The 13,856-nt window shown below is 71.0% G+C and carries 17 protein-coding genes; 10 read left to right on the top strand and 7 right to left on the bottom strand.

The window, feature by feature from the left end; genetic code table 11:
- Positions 1-62: 62 nt before the first annotated feature.
- Positions 63-551, bottom strand: coding sequence for a Cys-tRNA(Pro) deacylase (gene ybaK / locus ABZX10_RS06470; protein ID WP_355536043.1), 489 nt, complete (start codon positions 549-551; stop codon positions 63-65).
- 203 nt (positions 552-754) lie between these two features.
- On the opposite strand from ybaK, the gene ABZX10_RS06475 reads away from it, so the two are divergent.
- The 4 genes from ABZX10_RS06475 to ABZX10_RS06490 all read left to right on the top strand — a co-directional run bounded on the left by ABZX10_RS06475 (position 755) and on the right by ABZX10_RS06490 (position 4,010).
- Positions 755-1,225: a nitroreductase family deazaflavin-dependent oxidoreductase gene (locus tag ABZX10_RS06475; RefSeq protein ID WP_355536046.1), complete on the top strand. Its 471-nt coding sequence runs from the start codon at positions 755-757 to the stop codon at positions 1,223-1,225.
- A gap of 102 nt (positions 1,226-1,327) precedes the next feature.
- On the top strand, positions 1,328-1,999 hold the full coding sequence (locus ABZX10_RS06480; protein WP_355536049.1) for a sigma-70 family RNA polymerase sigma factor: 672 nt from the start codon (positions 1,328-1,330) through the stop codon (positions 1,997-1,999).
- Complete coding sequence (gene rsrA, locus ABZX10_RS06485) at positions 1,996-2,277, top strand: mycothiol system anti-sigma-R factor (protein ID WP_082778044.1); 282 nt, start codon at positions 1,996-1,998, stop codon at positions 2,275-2,277. Before ABZX10_RS06480 ends, rsrA begins: the two co-directional genes overlap by 4 nt.
- Positions 2,278-2,516: 239 nt before the next feature.
- A complete protein-coding gene (locus tag ABZX10_RS06490; RefSeq protein ID WP_355536053.1) occupies positions 2,517-4,010 on the top strand; it encodes a histidine kinase N-terminal domain-containing protein in 1,494 nt (497 codons plus the stop codon).
- A gap of 56 nt (positions 4,011-4,066) precedes the next feature.
- Here ABZX10_RS06490 and ABZX10_RS06495 read toward each other — a convergent pair whose 3' ends face one another.
- A complete protein-coding gene (locus ABZX10_RS06495) occupies positions 4,067-4,321 on the bottom strand; it encodes a WhiB family transcriptional regulator (protein ID WP_013125780.1) in 255 nt (84 codons plus the stop codon).
- A 385-nt stretch (positions 4,322-4,706) separates the two neighbouring features.
- Positions 4,707-5,702: a diacylglycerol kinase family protein gene (locus tag ABZX10_RS06500; protein WP_355536060.1), complete on the bottom strand. Its 996-nt coding sequence runs from the start codon at positions 5,700-5,702 to the stop codon at positions 4,707-4,709.
- A gap of 40 nt (positions 5,703-5,742) precedes the next feature.
- Between ABZX10_RS06500 and ABZX10_RS06505 the strand changes: the two genes are divergently transcribed.
- Entirely contained in the window at positions 5,743-6,201 is a 459-nt protein-coding gene (locus ABZX10_RS06505; RefSeq protein WP_355536063.1) for a hypothetical protein, read from the top strand.
- A 6-nt stretch (positions 6,202-6,207) separates the two neighbouring features.
- Here the strand turns inward: ABZX10_RS06505 and ABZX10_RS06510 are convergent, their stop codons facing one another.
- Positions 6,208-6,822: a histidine phosphatase family protein gene (locus tag ABZX10_RS06510; protein WP_355536066.1), complete on the bottom strand. Its 615-nt coding sequence runs from the start codon at positions 6,820-6,822 to the stop codon at positions 6,208-6,210.
- Between the two features lie 37 nt (positions 6,823-6,859).
- On the opposite strand from ABZX10_RS06510, the gene ABZX10_RS06515 reads away from it, so the two are divergent.
- Positions 6,860-7,678: an AAA family ATPase gene (locus tag ABZX10_RS06515; RefSeq protein ID WP_355536069.1), complete on the top strand. Its 819-nt coding sequence runs from the start codon at positions 6,860-6,862 to the stop codon at positions 7,676-7,678.
- A 5-nt stretch (positions 7,679-7,683) separates the two neighbouring features.
- Here ABZX10_RS06515 and ABZX10_RS06520 read toward each other — a convergent pair whose 3' ends face one another.
- The 3 genes from ABZX10_RS06520 to ABZX10_RS06530 all read right to left on the bottom strand — a co-directional run bounded on the left by ABZX10_RS06520 (position 7,684) and on the right by ABZX10_RS06530 (position 9,945).
- Entirely contained in the window at positions 7,684-8,934 is a 1,251-nt protein-coding gene (locus ABZX10_RS06520) for a hypothetical protein (RefSeq protein ID WP_355536072.1), read from the bottom strand.
- A 36-nt stretch (positions 8,935-8,970) separates the two neighbouring features.
- On the bottom strand, positions 8,971-9,198 hold the full coding sequence (locus ABZX10_RS06525; RefSeq protein ID WP_068571814.1) for a DUF3107 domain-containing protein: 228 nt from the start codon (positions 9,196-9,198) through the stop codon (positions 8,971-8,973).
- 75 nt (positions 9,199-9,273) lie between these two features.
- A complete protein-coding gene (locus ABZX10_RS06530; RefSeq protein ID WP_355536076.1) occupies positions 9,274-9,945 on the bottom strand; it encodes a ferritin-like fold-containing protein in 672 nt (223 codons plus the stop codon).
- A gap of 263 nt (positions 9,946-10,208) precedes the next feature.
- Between ABZX10_RS06530 and ABZX10_RS06535 the strand changes: the two genes are divergently transcribed.
- The 4 genes from ABZX10_RS06535 to ABZX10_RS06550 all read left to right on the top strand — a co-directional run bounded on the left by ABZX10_RS06535 (position 10,209) and on the right by ABZX10_RS06550 (position 13,824).
- Positions 10,209-11,774: a DEAD/DEAH box helicase gene (locus tag ABZX10_RS06535; RefSeq protein ID WP_355536079.1), complete on the top strand. Its 1,566-nt coding sequence runs from the start codon at positions 10,209-10,211 to the stop codon at positions 11,772-11,774.
- A gap of 148 nt (positions 11,775-11,922) precedes the next feature.
- A complete protein-coding gene (locus ABZX10_RS06540; RefSeq protein ID WP_355536082.1) occupies positions 11,923-12,156 on the top strand; it encodes a type II toxin-antitoxin system Phd/YefM family antitoxin in 234 nt (77 codons plus the stop codon).
- Positions 12,153-12,548, top strand: a complete 396-nt coding sequence (locus ABZX10_RS06545; RefSeq protein WP_355536085.1) for a type II toxin-antitoxin system VapC family toxin — start codon at positions 12,153-12,155, stop codon at positions 12,546-12,548. Before ABZX10_RS06540 ends, ABZX10_RS06545 begins: the two co-directional genes overlap by 4 nt.
- Before the next feature lie 91 nt (positions 12,549-12,639).
- Positions 12,640-13,824, top strand: coding sequence for a DUF418 domain-containing protein (locus ABZX10_RS06550; protein WP_355536088.1), 1,185 nt, complete (start codon positions 12,640-12,642; stop codon positions 13,822-13,824).
- Positions 13,825-13,856: the final 32 nt, after the last annotated feature.

Consider the following 13,856-nt stretch of genomic DNA (forward strand, 5'->3'; position numbering starts at 1 on the left):
GGCGCGGCCACCGCCAAACCCGTGTTGCCCGCCCGCACTCATCTCTTGACTACCATGCACGGTCACGGGGCCGCGAGGGGCGCGAGCACGGCGGACGTCGCGGCCACCAGGTCCGACGGTGCCAGCTCCACCTCCAGGCCCCGCCTTCCGGCGGAACAGAAGACGGTCTCGAAGCCCAGCGCGGACTCGTCGACGGCCGTCGGCAGCTGCTTGCGCTGCCCGAGCGGGGACACCCCGCCGAGCACGTAGCCGGTGACCCGGCGCACGTCAGCGGGGTCGGCCATGGTCGGCCGGTGCAGGCCCAGCGCAGCGCCCGCGGCCTTGAGGCTGAGCTTGCCGGAGGTCGGCACGATCGCCACGGCGAGCTGCTTGCCGTCGGTGATGACCAGCGTCTTGAACACTCGCGCCGGGTCGTTCCCCAGTGCCTGCGCGGCCTCGCCACCGAAGGACTCGGCCCGCGGGTCGTGCTGGTACTCGTGCACCTGGAACTCGATCCCCGCCGTCTGCAGCGCCGCGATCGCCGGCGTCGCCGCCGCGTTCTTCTTGCCCATGCCGCCCAGTCAATCAGGTGGGACGCTTCCCCCCGAATCGTTCCCTCCCCACCGAAACGCAGGTCGTTTCGAGGGGGAAGGAACGGATCGGGGGGAGTGGGCGGTGAATCGGTGAGGAGGGGACGGAGCGGTGGGGAGGGGACGGACCGAGGGGGAGGCCGACGGTACCCGGCGGCCCCGGATCGCGGCGTACCGTCGGATGCGTGGGATGGATCGACGAGAACCTGAGCCCCTCCGCGCTGGCGGCGCGGGCGCTACGGACCCGTCGGCTGGTGCGCGCACCGATCTGGTTGTTCCAGCACGGTCTGGGGCCGCTGCTGGGCCCGCGGATGGTGATGATCGAACACATCGGCCGGAAGTCCGGCGAGCCGCGGTACGTGGTGCTCGAGGTGGTCGACCGGCCGGACGCCGACACCGTGGTGGTGTGCAGTGGCTTCGGCGAGACCGCGCAGTGGTACCGCAACCTGCGCGCCCACCCGGACTGTCGGGTCACCGTCGGGAACCGGGACCGCGCGGCGCGCGCCGAACTGCTGGACCGCACGGCTTCCGACGAGGTGCTCGAGCGGTACCGCACCGCGCACCCGGTGGCGTGGGAGCGGCTGCGCGGCGCGATCGAGAACGCGGTGCAGCACCCCGTCGACGGTCTGCCCATGGTCCGGCTCCGGCTGCGTTGATCCGGACGGCACGGGAACAAGCGGGCGGGCGGCGCTGTTGCAGAGGTCGTGAGTGCAGGTAGCGGAGCAGCGGTCCTCGAGCGACCGGTAGCCTTCGTCGGTATGACCGACCGGGAGATCGCGGACGTAGCGGAACTGGACTCGGCGCCCGACGAGACGACCGAGACGCCCGAGCAGCTGACGGCGCGTTTCGAGGCCGAGGCGCTGCCGCTGCTCGACCAGCTGTACGGCGCCGCGTTGCGCATGACCCGTAACCCGGCGGATGCGGAGGACCTGGTCCAGGAGACCTACGTGAAGGCCTACAGCGCCTTCCGCAGCTTCAAGAAGGGCACCAACCTCAAGGCGTGGCTGTACCGCATCCTCACCAACACGTACATCAACGGTTACCGCAAGAAGCAGCGGCAGCCGGCGCAGTACCCCACGGACGAGATCACCGACTGGCAGCTCGCGGCCACGGCGGAGCACAGCTCCACCGGCCTGCGCTCCGCGGAGATCGAGGCCCTGGACGCGCTGCCCGATGACGAGATCAAGGAAGCGCTCGCGAAGCTCCCGGAGGACTTCCGCATGGCGGTGTACTACGCCGATGTGGAGGGCTTTCCCTACAAGGAGATCGCGGACATCATGGGAACCCCCATCGGCACGGTGATGTCGCGGCTGCACCGCGGGCGGCGTCAGCTGCGTGCCGAGTTGGAGGGGGTCGCGCGGGAGCGAGGGTTCCTGCGGGGCGCCGCCGACGACGAGGTCGACGCCGCCGATCAGGAGGTGGAGAAGTGACCTATTCCTCGGACGGGAACCCGGACCTCGAGCTCGACTGTTCCGCCGTGATGGCGGACGTCTGGCTGCTGCTGGACAACGAGTGCGACTCGGCCGCGAAGGAGCGGCTCAAGGCGCACATCGACGGCTGCTCGCAGTGCCTGTCGCACTACGGCATCGAGCAGCAGATCAAGTCGCTCGTGAACCGCAAGTGCGGGGGCGAGCGCGCCCCCGAGGGGCTGCGCGAGCGACTGACGATCAGCATCCGGCACACCGAGGTGCGCTTCCGCCCGGAGTGACCTATCCGCACACATGACGAGGGCCCGCCGACATCGCGTCGGCGGGCCCTCGTGCGCAAGTGCGGTGAATCCCTGATGGCTCAGGAGTTCGGACGCTTGCCGTGGTTGGCGGCGTTCTTCTTGCGCCCGCGCTTCTTACGTCCACGCTTTCCCATGGCGGTCTCCTTCCTGTCCCGAGCTCATTCGCAGTACCGGCTATTGTTTCACGACGGCACCGACGACGACAAAAAGGCGGTCCCATGGCCTCCCTCGCCGACCTCCTGGCGATCCACACAGACCTCCCCGGTCGCGCCGCGCGCCACCTGCAGCGCATCGCCGGGGAGTGGCAGCTGCTCGCCGATCTGTCGTTCGCGGACCTGCGGCTCTGGGTGCGCAACGACCCGGAGGGCGACCGGACCGACCCGTCGTACATCTGCATCGCGCAGTGCCGCCCCAACACGACCTCGACCGTCTACGACTCCGACGGTGTCGGCGTCGTCGTCCCGCCCTGGGAGGCGCCCACGCTGCACGCGGCGTTCGAGGGCGCGGTGGTGGTCCGCGGCGTGACCCCGGCCTGGACGGGTCCCTCCCGGGTGCGGCGCGAGGCGGTCCCGGTGTCCTCGGACGGTGAGGTCGTCGCCGTCCTCACCCGCGACTTCAACGTCACCCACCCGCGCACCCCCAGCCCGCTCGAGGTCGCGTACACGGAGTGCGCCGACGACCTGTGCACGATGGTCGCCGAGGGCACCTTCCCCGAGCGGGAGGAGCTGCCCACCGGCGAGGCGGAGCCCCGGGCCGGCGACGGTTTCGTCCGGGTCGATGCGCAGGGCAAGGTCGTGTTCGCGAGCCCGAACGCGCAATCGGCCTACCGTCGGATGGGCGCGCCCAGCGACCTCGAGGGCAGTGGTCTGGTGGAGGTCACCGCGGAGCTGGTGGGGGACTCCTTCGAATCGGAGGACCTGGCCGTCGCGCTCGACGGTGCGCTGCAGCGCGGGGAGGGCTCGCGGATCGAGCTGACGAAGGGCGGCGTGACCGTCGTGCTGCGCGTGCTCGGCCTGCATCCGAACGGCCGGCCGGCCGGCGCCGCCGTGCTGCTCCGCGATGTCACGGAGCTCAAGCGCCGCGACCGCGCCCTGATCTCCAAGGACGCGACCATCCGAGAGATCCATCACCGGGTGAAGAACAATCTCCAGTCGGTCTCGGCCCTGCTCCGGCTGCAGGCCCGCCGCACGCGCAACGACGAGGCCAAGCGCGCGCTCCAGGAATCCGTGCGCCGGGTCGCGTCGATCGCGCTCGTGCACGAGACCCTGTCGATGAGCGTGGACGAACACGTCGACATCGATGAGGTGATCGACCGGCTCATCCCGATCATGGGCGATGTCGCGCCGGCCGAGGGTGCTGGGACGGTCACGGTCGTACGGCGCGGTGACGTGGGCCTGCTCGACGCCGACCGCGCGATGCCGCTCGTCATGGTCGTCACCGAGCTCATCCAGAACGCGATCGAGCACGCCTACGGGCCGGGGGAGTCGGGCACCGTCGCACTGCTCGCGCACCGGTCCACCAGGATGCTCGAGGTCACCGTCCGGGACGACGGTGCCGGCCTTCCGTCCGGCTTCACCCTCGACGGTTCCGACCGCCTGGGCCTGCAGATCGTGCAGACACTCGTGACGTCCGAGCTGGGCGGGGAGCTGCGCCTGTCGACCTGGGACGGCGGAACGGACGCGGTGGTCCAGGTGCCGCTCCAGCCCGTCTGACCGGAGCACGACGAGGGCCCGGTGGAGATCCACCGGGCCCTCGTCGAATGATGCTCCTACACAGCGGTGCGCGTGCGGGTGCGGGCGTTGCGGCGCTTGAGCGCGCGACGCTCGTCCTCGCTCATGCCGCCCCACACACCGGCGTCCTGACCGGACTCCAGCGCCCAGGACAGGCACTCGGCGGTCACGGGGCAGCGGTTGCAGACCAGCTTGGCGTCCGCGATCTGCGCGATGGCCGGACCACTGTTACCCACGGGGAAGAACAGCTCGGGATCCTCGTCGCGACAGATGGCCTTGTGGCGCCAATCCATGTCAGTACACTCCTTCAGGCGCGCGGGCGCGCCACTCATCGCAGGTGCCGATCCGGCACCGAATTTCCAGGCTGTTAACGCGGGGGGAACCGAACTGTTTCCGCGTTGTTACGTCATGAATGTTTCCACGTTCCCGGCAGGAGTCAAGAGATTCCGACTCAGAGGTGGGTTATCTCACAGCGGGGGCGGTGAGGGCCCTCTTCCGAGGCGTGTACTACACTGCTGCCGGTTCAGCGGCGTGCCCGCAAATATATCCTCACACGCTGCAGGTTTGCAATAGGTTTCTGCAGGGTCGTGACGAATCGCTCACTTCGCCCCTCCGATCCGGTCACGCCGAGTCCGCGGGAATCGGCGCCGGTCGACGGGTCCGCCGCGAGCGAGGCCGTCAGCGCACGCGCGGTAGCGGAGGCAGGTCCGCCACGACCCGGATCCGCTCGGGCGAGTACCAGAACCGCACCTCGGTGCGCTCGCCGAGGTGGTCACCGTCGACCTGCGCCGCGACCGGGACGTCGCTGGTCACGCGCAGCTCGGGCAGGTCGTCGTGCCGGACGAGGTGACGCACCGTCGGGCCCTTGGTACGGCGGGCCGAGAGCATCTGCCGGACCAGCATCAGGTTCGGGATCGTGCGCATCGAGCGCGACGCGAACACGCCCAGCCCGGTGCCGTAATCGGTCGCCGGGTTGGTGAACACCGCGCGATTGCCCAGGAAGGTCCACGGGCTCGCGTTCGAGACGAACGCGAAATGCACCCCGTCGATGTCCTGCCAGGTGCCCGGCTGCTCGCCCGGCAGGTGGACGGTGAGTTGCGGCTCACGTCGCGCCGCGGCGAAGAAGGTGCGGATGGAGGTGCGCACGTACCGCCCGGAGGTCGCGGCCTTGCCCTTGGCGCGCAGCGCCTCCATGTTCGCGATGACCTCGGCGTCGACGCCCATGCCCGCGTTGAACAGGAAGTAGCGCTCGTCGGCGCAGCCCAGGCCGATGGTCCGGAAGCTGCGACGCGCCAGCAGGTCGGTGAGGTGGACGGTGGCCTCCTCCGGATCGCGCGGCACCGCCAGCGATCGGGCGAAGACGTTCGCGCTGCCGCCGGGGATCACCGCGACGGCCGGCAGGGTTTCGGGGGCGGCCGGTGCGGCCTCCCCGGGCAGGCCCTCCCGCCCGAGGATTCCGCACACCACCTCGTTGACCGTGCCGTCGCCGCCGTGCACGATCACCAGATCGGTGCCGTCCGCGCGGGCCGCGGCGGCGAGTTCGGCCGCGTGACCCCGGTGCTGCGTCTGCGCCAGGGTCACGTCCAGAGTGGACGCCAACGCCATGGCGACGAGGTCTCGTCCCGCTGCGGTGATGGACGTGGCGTTGGGGTTGGAGATCAACAGGGCGCGCACACCGAGCAGCCTACCCACGCCGCCCCGATACCCTGGTGTCGTGACGACCAACGACGGTGACCGGCCCCGCGCGACGCGCTCGACGGTGAAGCGCTCGGGTGCCACCCGCACCGCTGCGCCCGGTACGGTCCTCGTGGCCGGCGGCCTCGTGGCGCTCGAGGGCGCGATCGCGCTGTTGGTGGGCATCGTCGAGCTGGTGCGCGGGCTGACCGGCAGCGCCGCCACCACGACGGGCGCCTACGGCCTGGCGTTCTGGATGATCCCGATGGGCGCCGCGGTGCTCGCCGGCGGCGTCGCGCTGCTGCGCGGCAAGCGCTGGGGCCGCACCGTGGGCGTGCTCACCAACCTGCTGCTCGGATTCACCGGCATCAGTGGCGCCTTCGCCCAGAGCTCCCCGCTGCTCGGCTATCCCCTCCTCGCCCCCGCGATCGTCGTGCTCGTCCTGCTGTTCAGCCCGCCGACGGTGGCGTGGCTCGAGGGGGAGTACCGCCGGGACTGACGGGTCCTATCGCCCGCTGTAATGCGCTGCCGCGTATCCGGTGAGACCGAACCGGGTCACCTGCGGTACGTCGTCGCGATCCAGCTCGAACACCGCGGCGGAGGCGGGCAGAATCATCACGTGCCGGCCGAAGTCCGCGGGCTGGCCGAGGAACCGCGCCGTCAGTACCCGTCCGAGGTGTCCGTGCGCGACGAGGACCACGTCACCGTCGGCCATCGCGACCCGCGCCCGGTCGAGTACCCGGTCCACCCTGGCGGAGACCTGCGCCATCGACTCCCCGCCGGGCGCGCCGGAGCGCCACACTGTCCACCCCGGATCGTCGACGCGGATCTCGGCGCTGGTGAGCCCCTCGTAGTCGCCGTAGTCCCACTCGGCGAGGTCGGGATCGACCCCGGTCACCGTCAGGCCCGCGAGCTCGGCGGTGCGGGCGGCGCGGTGGCGCGGGCTCACCCACACGGTCGGGTTCCGTAGCGCCAGCGAGTCCAGCACGGGCGCCAGCGCGGCGGCCTGCTCCCCCCCGGTCTCGGTGAGGTCGATGTCGGTCGCCCCGGTGTGGCGGCCGGACCGCGACCATTCCGTCTCGCCGTGGCGGATGTACACGAGGCGTGCTGCGGTGCTCATCCGCTCATCGTCGCGCATCGGTGGGTACCCTCGCAGCATGACCGGTGCCACGCCGCCCCACGGCGCCCCCTTCGTCCTCGCCGTCGCCAACCAGAAGGGCGGCGTCGCGAAGACCACGACCGTCGCCAGCCTCGGTGCGGCGCTCGTCGAGCTGGGCGCCCGCGTGCTCGTCGTCGACCTCGACCCGCAGGGCTGTCTGACCTTCTCCCTCGGCCACAACCCCGACCGCATCGAGCACAGCGTGCACGACGTCCTGTTGGGCGACAAGACGATCGACGAGGTGCTGCTCGAGACCGAGGACGGCGTCACGGTGCTGCCCGCGACGCTGGACCTCGCCGGCGCGGAGGCGCTGCTGCTCATGCGCGCGGGCCGGGAGTACGCGCTCAAGCGGGCCCTCGCGGACGTCGCCGACCGCTTCGATGTCGTGATCATCGACTGCCCGCCCAGCCTGGGCGTGCTCACGCTCAACGGCCTCACCGCCGCCGACGCGGTCGCCATTCCGCTGCAGTGCGAGACCCTCGCCCACCGCGGCGTGGGGCAGTTGCTCAAGACGGTGCGCGACGTGCAGGCGATCACCAACCCCGGGCTGGGCATGCTCGGCGCGATCGCCACGCTCTACGACGCGCGCACCACGCACAGCCGCGACATCCTCTCCGATGTCGCCGACCGCTACGGCCTCGCGGTGCTCTCCCCGCCGATCCCGCGCACCGTCCGGTTCGCCGAGGCGAACGCCGCCGGCCGGACGGTGCTCGCCGGCCGGAAGAACAAGGGTGCCACCGCCTATCGCGAACTGGCGCAGAGCATCCGAGCCCACGTCGCCGACGGTGCGCCCCTGGTCACCTGGGCGGCCGAGTAACGCGATCAGGCCGATCGGTACGCCTGTACCGTGCCGCCCCATTGGCTCACCAGCGCGTCGCTCGCCAGCGTGAGCAGGACCGGCCCCGTCGAATAGCCGGGCCGGGCGACGGGCGTCGACCGGACCAGCGTCCGGGAGTTGAGATCGTAGGCGGTGAGCGACGTCGGGCCGGGCACCACTATCTGGCCGCCCACGACCGCGCCGGGCCCGAGCGTTCCCGGGATCACCATCTCGGCCACGAGCGACGGGGCGTCGACGACGACGGTCGAGGTCCCCGTGAAGAACGACGCGATCCCGGCCTCGGTCACCACGGGCACGTCCCGCGGCGCGCCGCCGGCCGGCGTCGTCACGTCCACGGAGCGCAGCTCGCGGCCCTGCAGGTCCACGGTGACCACTCGCGCGGACCGGCCGCCCTGTGCGGGCAGGTAGGCCACGGCGCCGGCGGCGGTGGCGGTGATGAGGCGGGGACGGTCACCGGCCTCGGCGTCGTCGGGGTCCGACGAGCCGAGGGCGGCCGCGACCACGGACGAGGTCTCCTGCGGCTCGCTCGCCTCCTTCGGGGACGCCCCGATGACGGTGAGCCGCGGGTAGGGCTCCGTCGGGCAGGTCTCGAGGACGGTGATCGACGCGCCGGAGGGGAGGGCGGAGCCGATGGTGCAGCCCGAGCGGGGCTGCACGCCGGGATTCACGGGGACATCGGGCTTGCCGTACTCGACGGTGCGCACCAGGTCCGAACGGAACACGTCGACGCGCGTGGGCCCCTGCGCGATCGCGTAGTTGCCGTCGCCGGTCAGGGTGACCTCGTGGTCCTCGCGCCCCGACCGGCTGGCGCGGCGCTGCCCGGTGACGGGGTCCAGGGCCATGACCTCGCCGCAGCCGCGGACGTCGCGGTAGAACGCGAGGACCAGGCCGGCGTTGGCGGTCAATCCGCACACCTGCGTGTCGCCGCGCGCGTACCGCCAGGTCCGCTTGCCCGTCGCCGGGTCGTGCCCGGCGACCTCGCCGCCGCGGGCGGTCACGACGGTGCCACCCAAGGCCAGGACGGGGCGGTCCGCCTCCGCGGTCCAGGCCTCGCGGAGCGCCACCGGGAGCTCGATGAGCGAGCCGCTCACCGTCGACGGGGCCGGGGCCGTCTCGCTGACGGCCTTGCCCGCCGAGCCGGTGATCCACGCCACGAAGCCCGCCACGATCACCACGATCGCGATCACGGCCGACACCGCGAGATCGACACCGGTCCTGCGTTCGGGTTTCACCACGGCCCCGAGCCTACTGGCGGGCGGTCGTAGGACCCGTCAGCTGGCGTTGAAGCCGACGGAGCGGCTCTCGTTCGCGCCGAGCTCGACGTAGGACACGCGGGCGGCGGGCACCAGGTAGCGCTTGCCCTTCTCGTCCGTGAGCTCCAGCAGCTCGGTGCGGCCGGCGAGCGCATCGCCCACGGCCTTCTTGACGTCCTCGGACGAGTCCTTGCTCTGCAGCACGAGTTCGCGGTTCGACTCCGCGATACCGATCTTGATCTCCATGGCACGAGGCTATCGGTCTCGGTGCGGTCCGTGCGCCGCCGGACCGAGGATTCCGCTGAGGGCAGCGCCGGCGGCTCAGCCGAGGCCGAGGGTCGCCATCCGCTCGGCGTGCCGGGTCTGCAGAGACTCGAAGAACTGCGCCACGCCGGGCAGGTCGGCGGAGTGCTCGAAGAGCAGCGCGGCGAGCTCGTCACGCGTGGCGAGCACCTCCTGCGCCTGGATGATGGCCTCGGAGAGCAGCCGCCGGCCCCACAGCGTGAGCGGCGACCGCAGCGCGGGGTTCGCGGCGGTGGCGGCGCGTACCCGGGAGACGGCGAACTCGGACTCGCGCGTGTCGGACAGCACGGCGGCGACCACCGACGCGGGCTCGCCCGGCAGGGCCCGCGCGACCTCGGAGTAGAAGTCGGCGGCCAGGCCGTCGCCGATGTACGCCTTGACCAGCGCCTCGTTCCAGTTCCGGGGCGTCGTCCGCTCGTGGTAGCGGGTGATCACCGGGACGAACGGCGCGGTCGCGACGGTCACGTCCTGACCGCGGCGGTCCAGTTCGGTGTCGAGCAGCTCGAAGTTGCGCATCTGCGCCGCCGCCATCGACGCCACGGCGATTCGGCCGCGCAAGTCCGGCGCCATCTCGGACTCCCTCGAGAGGCGCTGGAAGGCGGCGAGTTCGCCGTACGCGAGCACGGCGAACAGTGCCGCCACGCCCGGGTGTTCGGCGCTGGTTCCCCGGTCCTGCGAGTGTTCGCTCATAGTGCACATGCTAGTGCGAGCCGCGACGCGGGGTACCATGGTGAAGGTGCGATCCAGCGAGGTCGCCGGTAGTTGTGCGCGCACTCCGCTCCGAACCGGGGCGTTGAAGTCGAGGACGCGGCGCGGATCGTGACGATCCGGGCCCGGATTCATGGCCGGAAACAGTGCGCGCGGGAAACACGCGACGCATACGCCGCCCATGAAAGGCAGACATCATCACCACAGGTAACGACATCCACACCGAGCCCGCCACCGAAGAGGGCATGCCCGACGTCCACGTCATCGGCGACGACCACGTCTCGCCGAGCTTCGCCGAACTCGGCGTCGACCAGGGCATCGTCGACGCCCTCGGCAAGCGCGGCATCGAGCGCACCTTCGCGATCCAGGAGCTGACCCTCCCGCTCGCGCTCGCCGGCAACGACCTGATCGGCCAGGCCCGCACGGGCATGGGCAAGACCTACGGCTTCGGCGTCCCGCTGCTCAACCGCCTCATCACGCAGGCCCGCGCGGACGTCGGCGAGGACGGGCTGCGGGCGCTCGACGGTACTCCGCGCGCCCTGATCATCGTCCCCACCCGCGAGCTGTGCGTGCAGGTCACCGAGGACCTCGAGCGGGCCGCCGACGGCGTCCGCGTGCAGACCACCAAGGGCGAGCGGGACCTGAAGATCACCTCGATCTACGGCGGCCGCCCCTACGAGGCGCAGATCGAGGCGTTGCAGAAGGGCGTCGACGTGGTCGTCGGCACGCCCGGCCGCCTCCTCGACCTCGCCAACCAGGGCCACCTCGTGCTCGGCAAGATCCAGATCCTCGTGCTCGACGAGGCCGACGAGATGCTCGACCTCGGCTTCCTGCCGGACATCGAGAAGGTCCTCGGCATGGTCCCCACGGACCGGCAGACGATGCTGTTCTCGGCCACCATGCCCGGCCCGATCATCACGCTGGCCCGTACCTTCCTGCGGCAGCCCACGCACGTGCGCGCCGAGCACCACGACGACTCCGCCGTGCACGAGCGCACCACGCAGTTCGTCTACCGAGCTCACGCCCTCGACAAGGTCGAGATGGTCGCGAAGATCCTGCAGGCCGAGGGCCGCGGCGCCACGATGATCTTCACCCGCACCAAGCGCACCGCTCAGAAGGTGGCCGACGAGCTCGCCGAGCGCGGCTTCAAGGTCGGCGCCGTCCACGGCGATCTGGGCCAGGTCGCGCGCGAGAAGGCGCTCGGCAAGTTCCGCGACGGCGGGATCGACGTGCTGGTCGCGACCGATGTCGCCGCCCGCGGTATCGACATCGACGACGTCACCCACGTCATCAACTTCCAGTGCCCCGAGGACGACAAGACCTACGTGCACCGCATCGGCCGCACCGGCCGCGCGGGCAAGACCGGCACCGCGGTCACCTTCGTCGACTGGGACGAGCTGCATCGCTGGGAGCTCATCGACAAGGCCCTCGGCCTCGGCAAGCCCGAGCCGGCGGAGACCTACAGCTCCAGCGAGCACCTGTTCACCGACCTCGGCATCGACCCGAAGGTCAAGGGCAGCCTGCCCGGCGTGCGCAAGCGCGCCGAGGGCGAGGTGGTCGAGCGCAAGCCGCGCGAGAAGCGTGAGCGCACCCGGACCCGCACGCGCACGCGCGGCGGTCAGAAGGTCGACGGTGCCGCCCCCGCCGAGGCCGCCACGGAGGCTCTCACGTCCGACGGTGCGCCGTCGGAGGCCGTGGTCGAGGGCTCCGGAGACGGGGCGGACGCCCCGGCTCGCAAGCGCCGCCGTCGGCGCCGCTCCGGCGCGAAGAAGACCGAGGGCGCCGCGCCCGCCGAAGCCGCGGCCGAGTAGGTCCCCCGAACCACGGACCCCGTCATCACCTTCCGGTGATCGCGGGGTCCGAGTCGTTGTGGATCCCTGCGCCGTTATCGACCGGGGACAGCGAGCCGAGCCACCTAACGGACTAGTGTGACTAGTCCGTTAAGTATACGATGAGCTCATGCGCACCATCACCAGCACTGAAGCGAAGGCCACATTGAACGCCGTCCTCGCCGAGGTGGAGAAGACCGGCAGGCCGATCACTGTCACCTCGCGCGGTCGCGCGGTGGCGGTGATCTCGCCGGCGACACCGAGGATGCGCACGTTCGGGCAGTTTCCAGGACTGGTCATCGCCGAGGACTTCGATGCACCGCTCCCCGACGAGGAGCTGGCCGCGTGGGATTCCGTCTCATGACCGCGGTGCTCCTGGACACCAACGCGCTTCTGTGGCTCGTGAAGTCGCCCGATCTGGTGGCTGAGCAGGCGCTGGCGGTGATCGAGGATCCTGCCAACGACCTGTTCGTCTCGGCGGCGTCGGCGTGGGAGATCGCGATCAAGACCCGGCTGGGCCGCCTGGACGGCGCAGGGATCCTGTCGAGCTGGAAGGACACGCTCGAGGCGATGACCGCGCAGGAGCTCGTGATGGATTCAGCAGACGCCACGCTCGCGGGGCAGCTGAACTGGGATCACCGGGACCCGTTCGACCGCATGATCGTGGCTCAGGCCACCCGGCGCGGGCTGGCGATCGCGACCAGCGATCGGGTGATTCGAACCGGCGCTATGACACCTGTCATCGCTACCGGCTGATCGCACGGCGTAAGCGCATCAGCCGAACGACGGACCCCGCTCCCGCCGGATGGCGGTCGCGGGTCGTCGTGTCGTCGGGGACCGTGAGGGCATGACCTCGACCTCGGCCCCCACGGACACGCAGGCGTCCACGACGCGGCGCATCGCCTCGCTCGACGTCGCTCGCGGTATCGCGATCCTCGGCACCTTCGGCACCAACGTGTGGATCTTCACCGAGCCACGGGGGATGGTCGGGTACCTGAAGACGGTGGGCGGCGAGTCGCTCCCTATCCGGGTGCTGCAGACCCTCGCACAGGGCAAGTTCCTGGGCCTGCTCAGCCTCATGTTCGGGGTGGGCCTGGCGATCCAGCAGGCGTCGGCCGTGCGGCACGCCGCCGCCGACGATCGGGCCCGCTCGCTTCGCTCCCGGCGCCCCTGGCCGGGGCGGTACTGGCGGCGTGCCCTGGTCCTGTTCCTCGACGGTCTGTTGCACTTCCTGCTCGTCGCCGAGTTCGACGTGCTGATGGGCTACGCGCTGGTGTCGTTCCTGGTGTCCGCGCTGTTGATCCTGCGCCCGGTCGCGCGCACGCGGTGGGTGATCGGCGCGGTCGCCGTGCACCTGTCGGTCGTGGCGCTCGCGGTGCTGGCCATGATGCTGTCCGGCGACGGCGCGGCGTCGCAGCGGTCGACCTCGAATCCCTATGCGGACGGCTCGTTCCTCGACCTCGTGCTCTTCCGTATCGACCACGCGCTGCTGTTCCGCGCGGAGATGATCTTCATGATCCCGCTGACGATCGCCATGTTCCTCACGGGCGCACGCCTGTTCCAAGCGGGGATCTTCGGGCCGGACGGTGCCGGCCTCCGGCGCCGCCTGATGACGATCGGCGCGGTCGCCGCCGTCGTGGACCTTGCGGTGGGTGTCGTCGGTGCGCCCCTGGGACTGTCGGGCCCCGCGGTGTTCGTGGGGCGGTACGCGATCGCCCCGCTCGTGGCTCTGGGGGTGCTCGCGCTGATCGCGGAGTTCTACCAGCGGCGGGCGGTGGGGAGGGTCGGCGGCGCACTGCGCAATGTCGGCCGGACCGCCCTGAGCTGCTACGTGCTGCAGAACCTCGTGGCCTCGGCACTCTGCTACGGCTGGGGCTTGGGGCTGGCGGCGCGGTACGGCGCAGAGCACCGCCTGGTCTTCACGCTGGCCGTCTACGTCGCGGTGATGGGCTTCCTGCTCGCCGCGTCGGCGCTGTGGACCCGGCGTTTCTCCCGCGGCCCGATCGAGATGCTCATGCACCGCGCCGCGTGAGTCGCGAGTGCGGTCGTTCTCCTACGGATACC

It is taken from the genome of Tsukamurella sp. NPDC003166, assembly GCF_040611135.1.
Taxonomy (GTDB): domain Bacteria; phylum Actinomycetota; class Actinomycetes; order Mycobacteriales; family Mycobacteriaceae; genus Tsukamurella.

Excerpts from the sequence above, each read along its gene's own strand:
- ABZX10_RS06510 (WP_355536066.1), bottom strand. The coding sequence starts at position 6,822 with ATGAGCACCGCAGCACGCCTCGTGTACATCCGCCACGGCGAGACGGAA.
- ABZX10_RS06540 (WP_355536082.1), top strand. The coding sequence starts at position 11,923 with ATGCGCACCATCACCAGCACTGAAGCGAAGGCCACATTGAACGCCGTC.
- ABZX10_RS06480 (WP_355536049.1), top strand. The coding sequence starts at position 1,328 with ATGACCGACCGGGAGATCGCGGACGTAGCGGAACTGGACTCGGCGCCC.
- ABZX10_RS06525 (WP_068571814.1), bottom strand. The coding sequence starts at position 9,198 with ATGGAGATCAAGATCGGTATCGCGGAGTCGAACCGCGAACTCGTGCTG.
- ybaK (WP_355536043.1), bottom strand. The coding sequence starts at position 551 with ATGGGCAAGAAGAACGCGGCGGCGACGCCGGCGATCGCGGCGCTGCAG.
- ABZX10_RS06495 (WP_013125780.1), bottom strand. The coding sequence starts at position 4,321 with ATGGATTGGCGCCACAAGGCCATCTGTCGCGACGAGGATCCCGAGCTG.
- ABZX10_RS06530 (WP_355536076.1), bottom strand. The coding sequence starts at position 9,945 with ATGAGCGAACACTCGCAGGACCGGGGAACCAGCGCCGAACACCCGGGC.
- ABZX10_RS06490 (WP_355536053.1), top strand. The coding sequence starts at position 2,517 with ATGGCCTCCCTCGCCGACCTCCTGGCGATCCACACAGACCTCCCCGGT.
- ABZX10_RS06535 (WP_355536079.1), top strand. The coding sequence starts at position 10,209 with ATGCCCGACGTCCACGTCATCGGCGACGACCACGTCTCGCCGAGCTTC.
- ABZX10_RS06515 (WP_355536069.1), top strand. The coding sequence starts at position 6,860 with ATGACCGGTGCCACGCCGCCCCACGGCGCCCCCTTCGTCCTCGCCGTC.
- ABZX10_RS06545 (WP_355536085.1), top strand. The coding sequence starts at position 12,153 with ATGACCGCGGTGCTCCTGGACACCAACGCGCTTCTGTGGCTCGTGAAG.
- ABZX10_RS06550 (WP_355536088.1), top strand. The coding sequence starts at position 12,640 with ATGACCTCGACCTCGGCCCCCACGGACACGCAGGCGTCCACGACGCGG.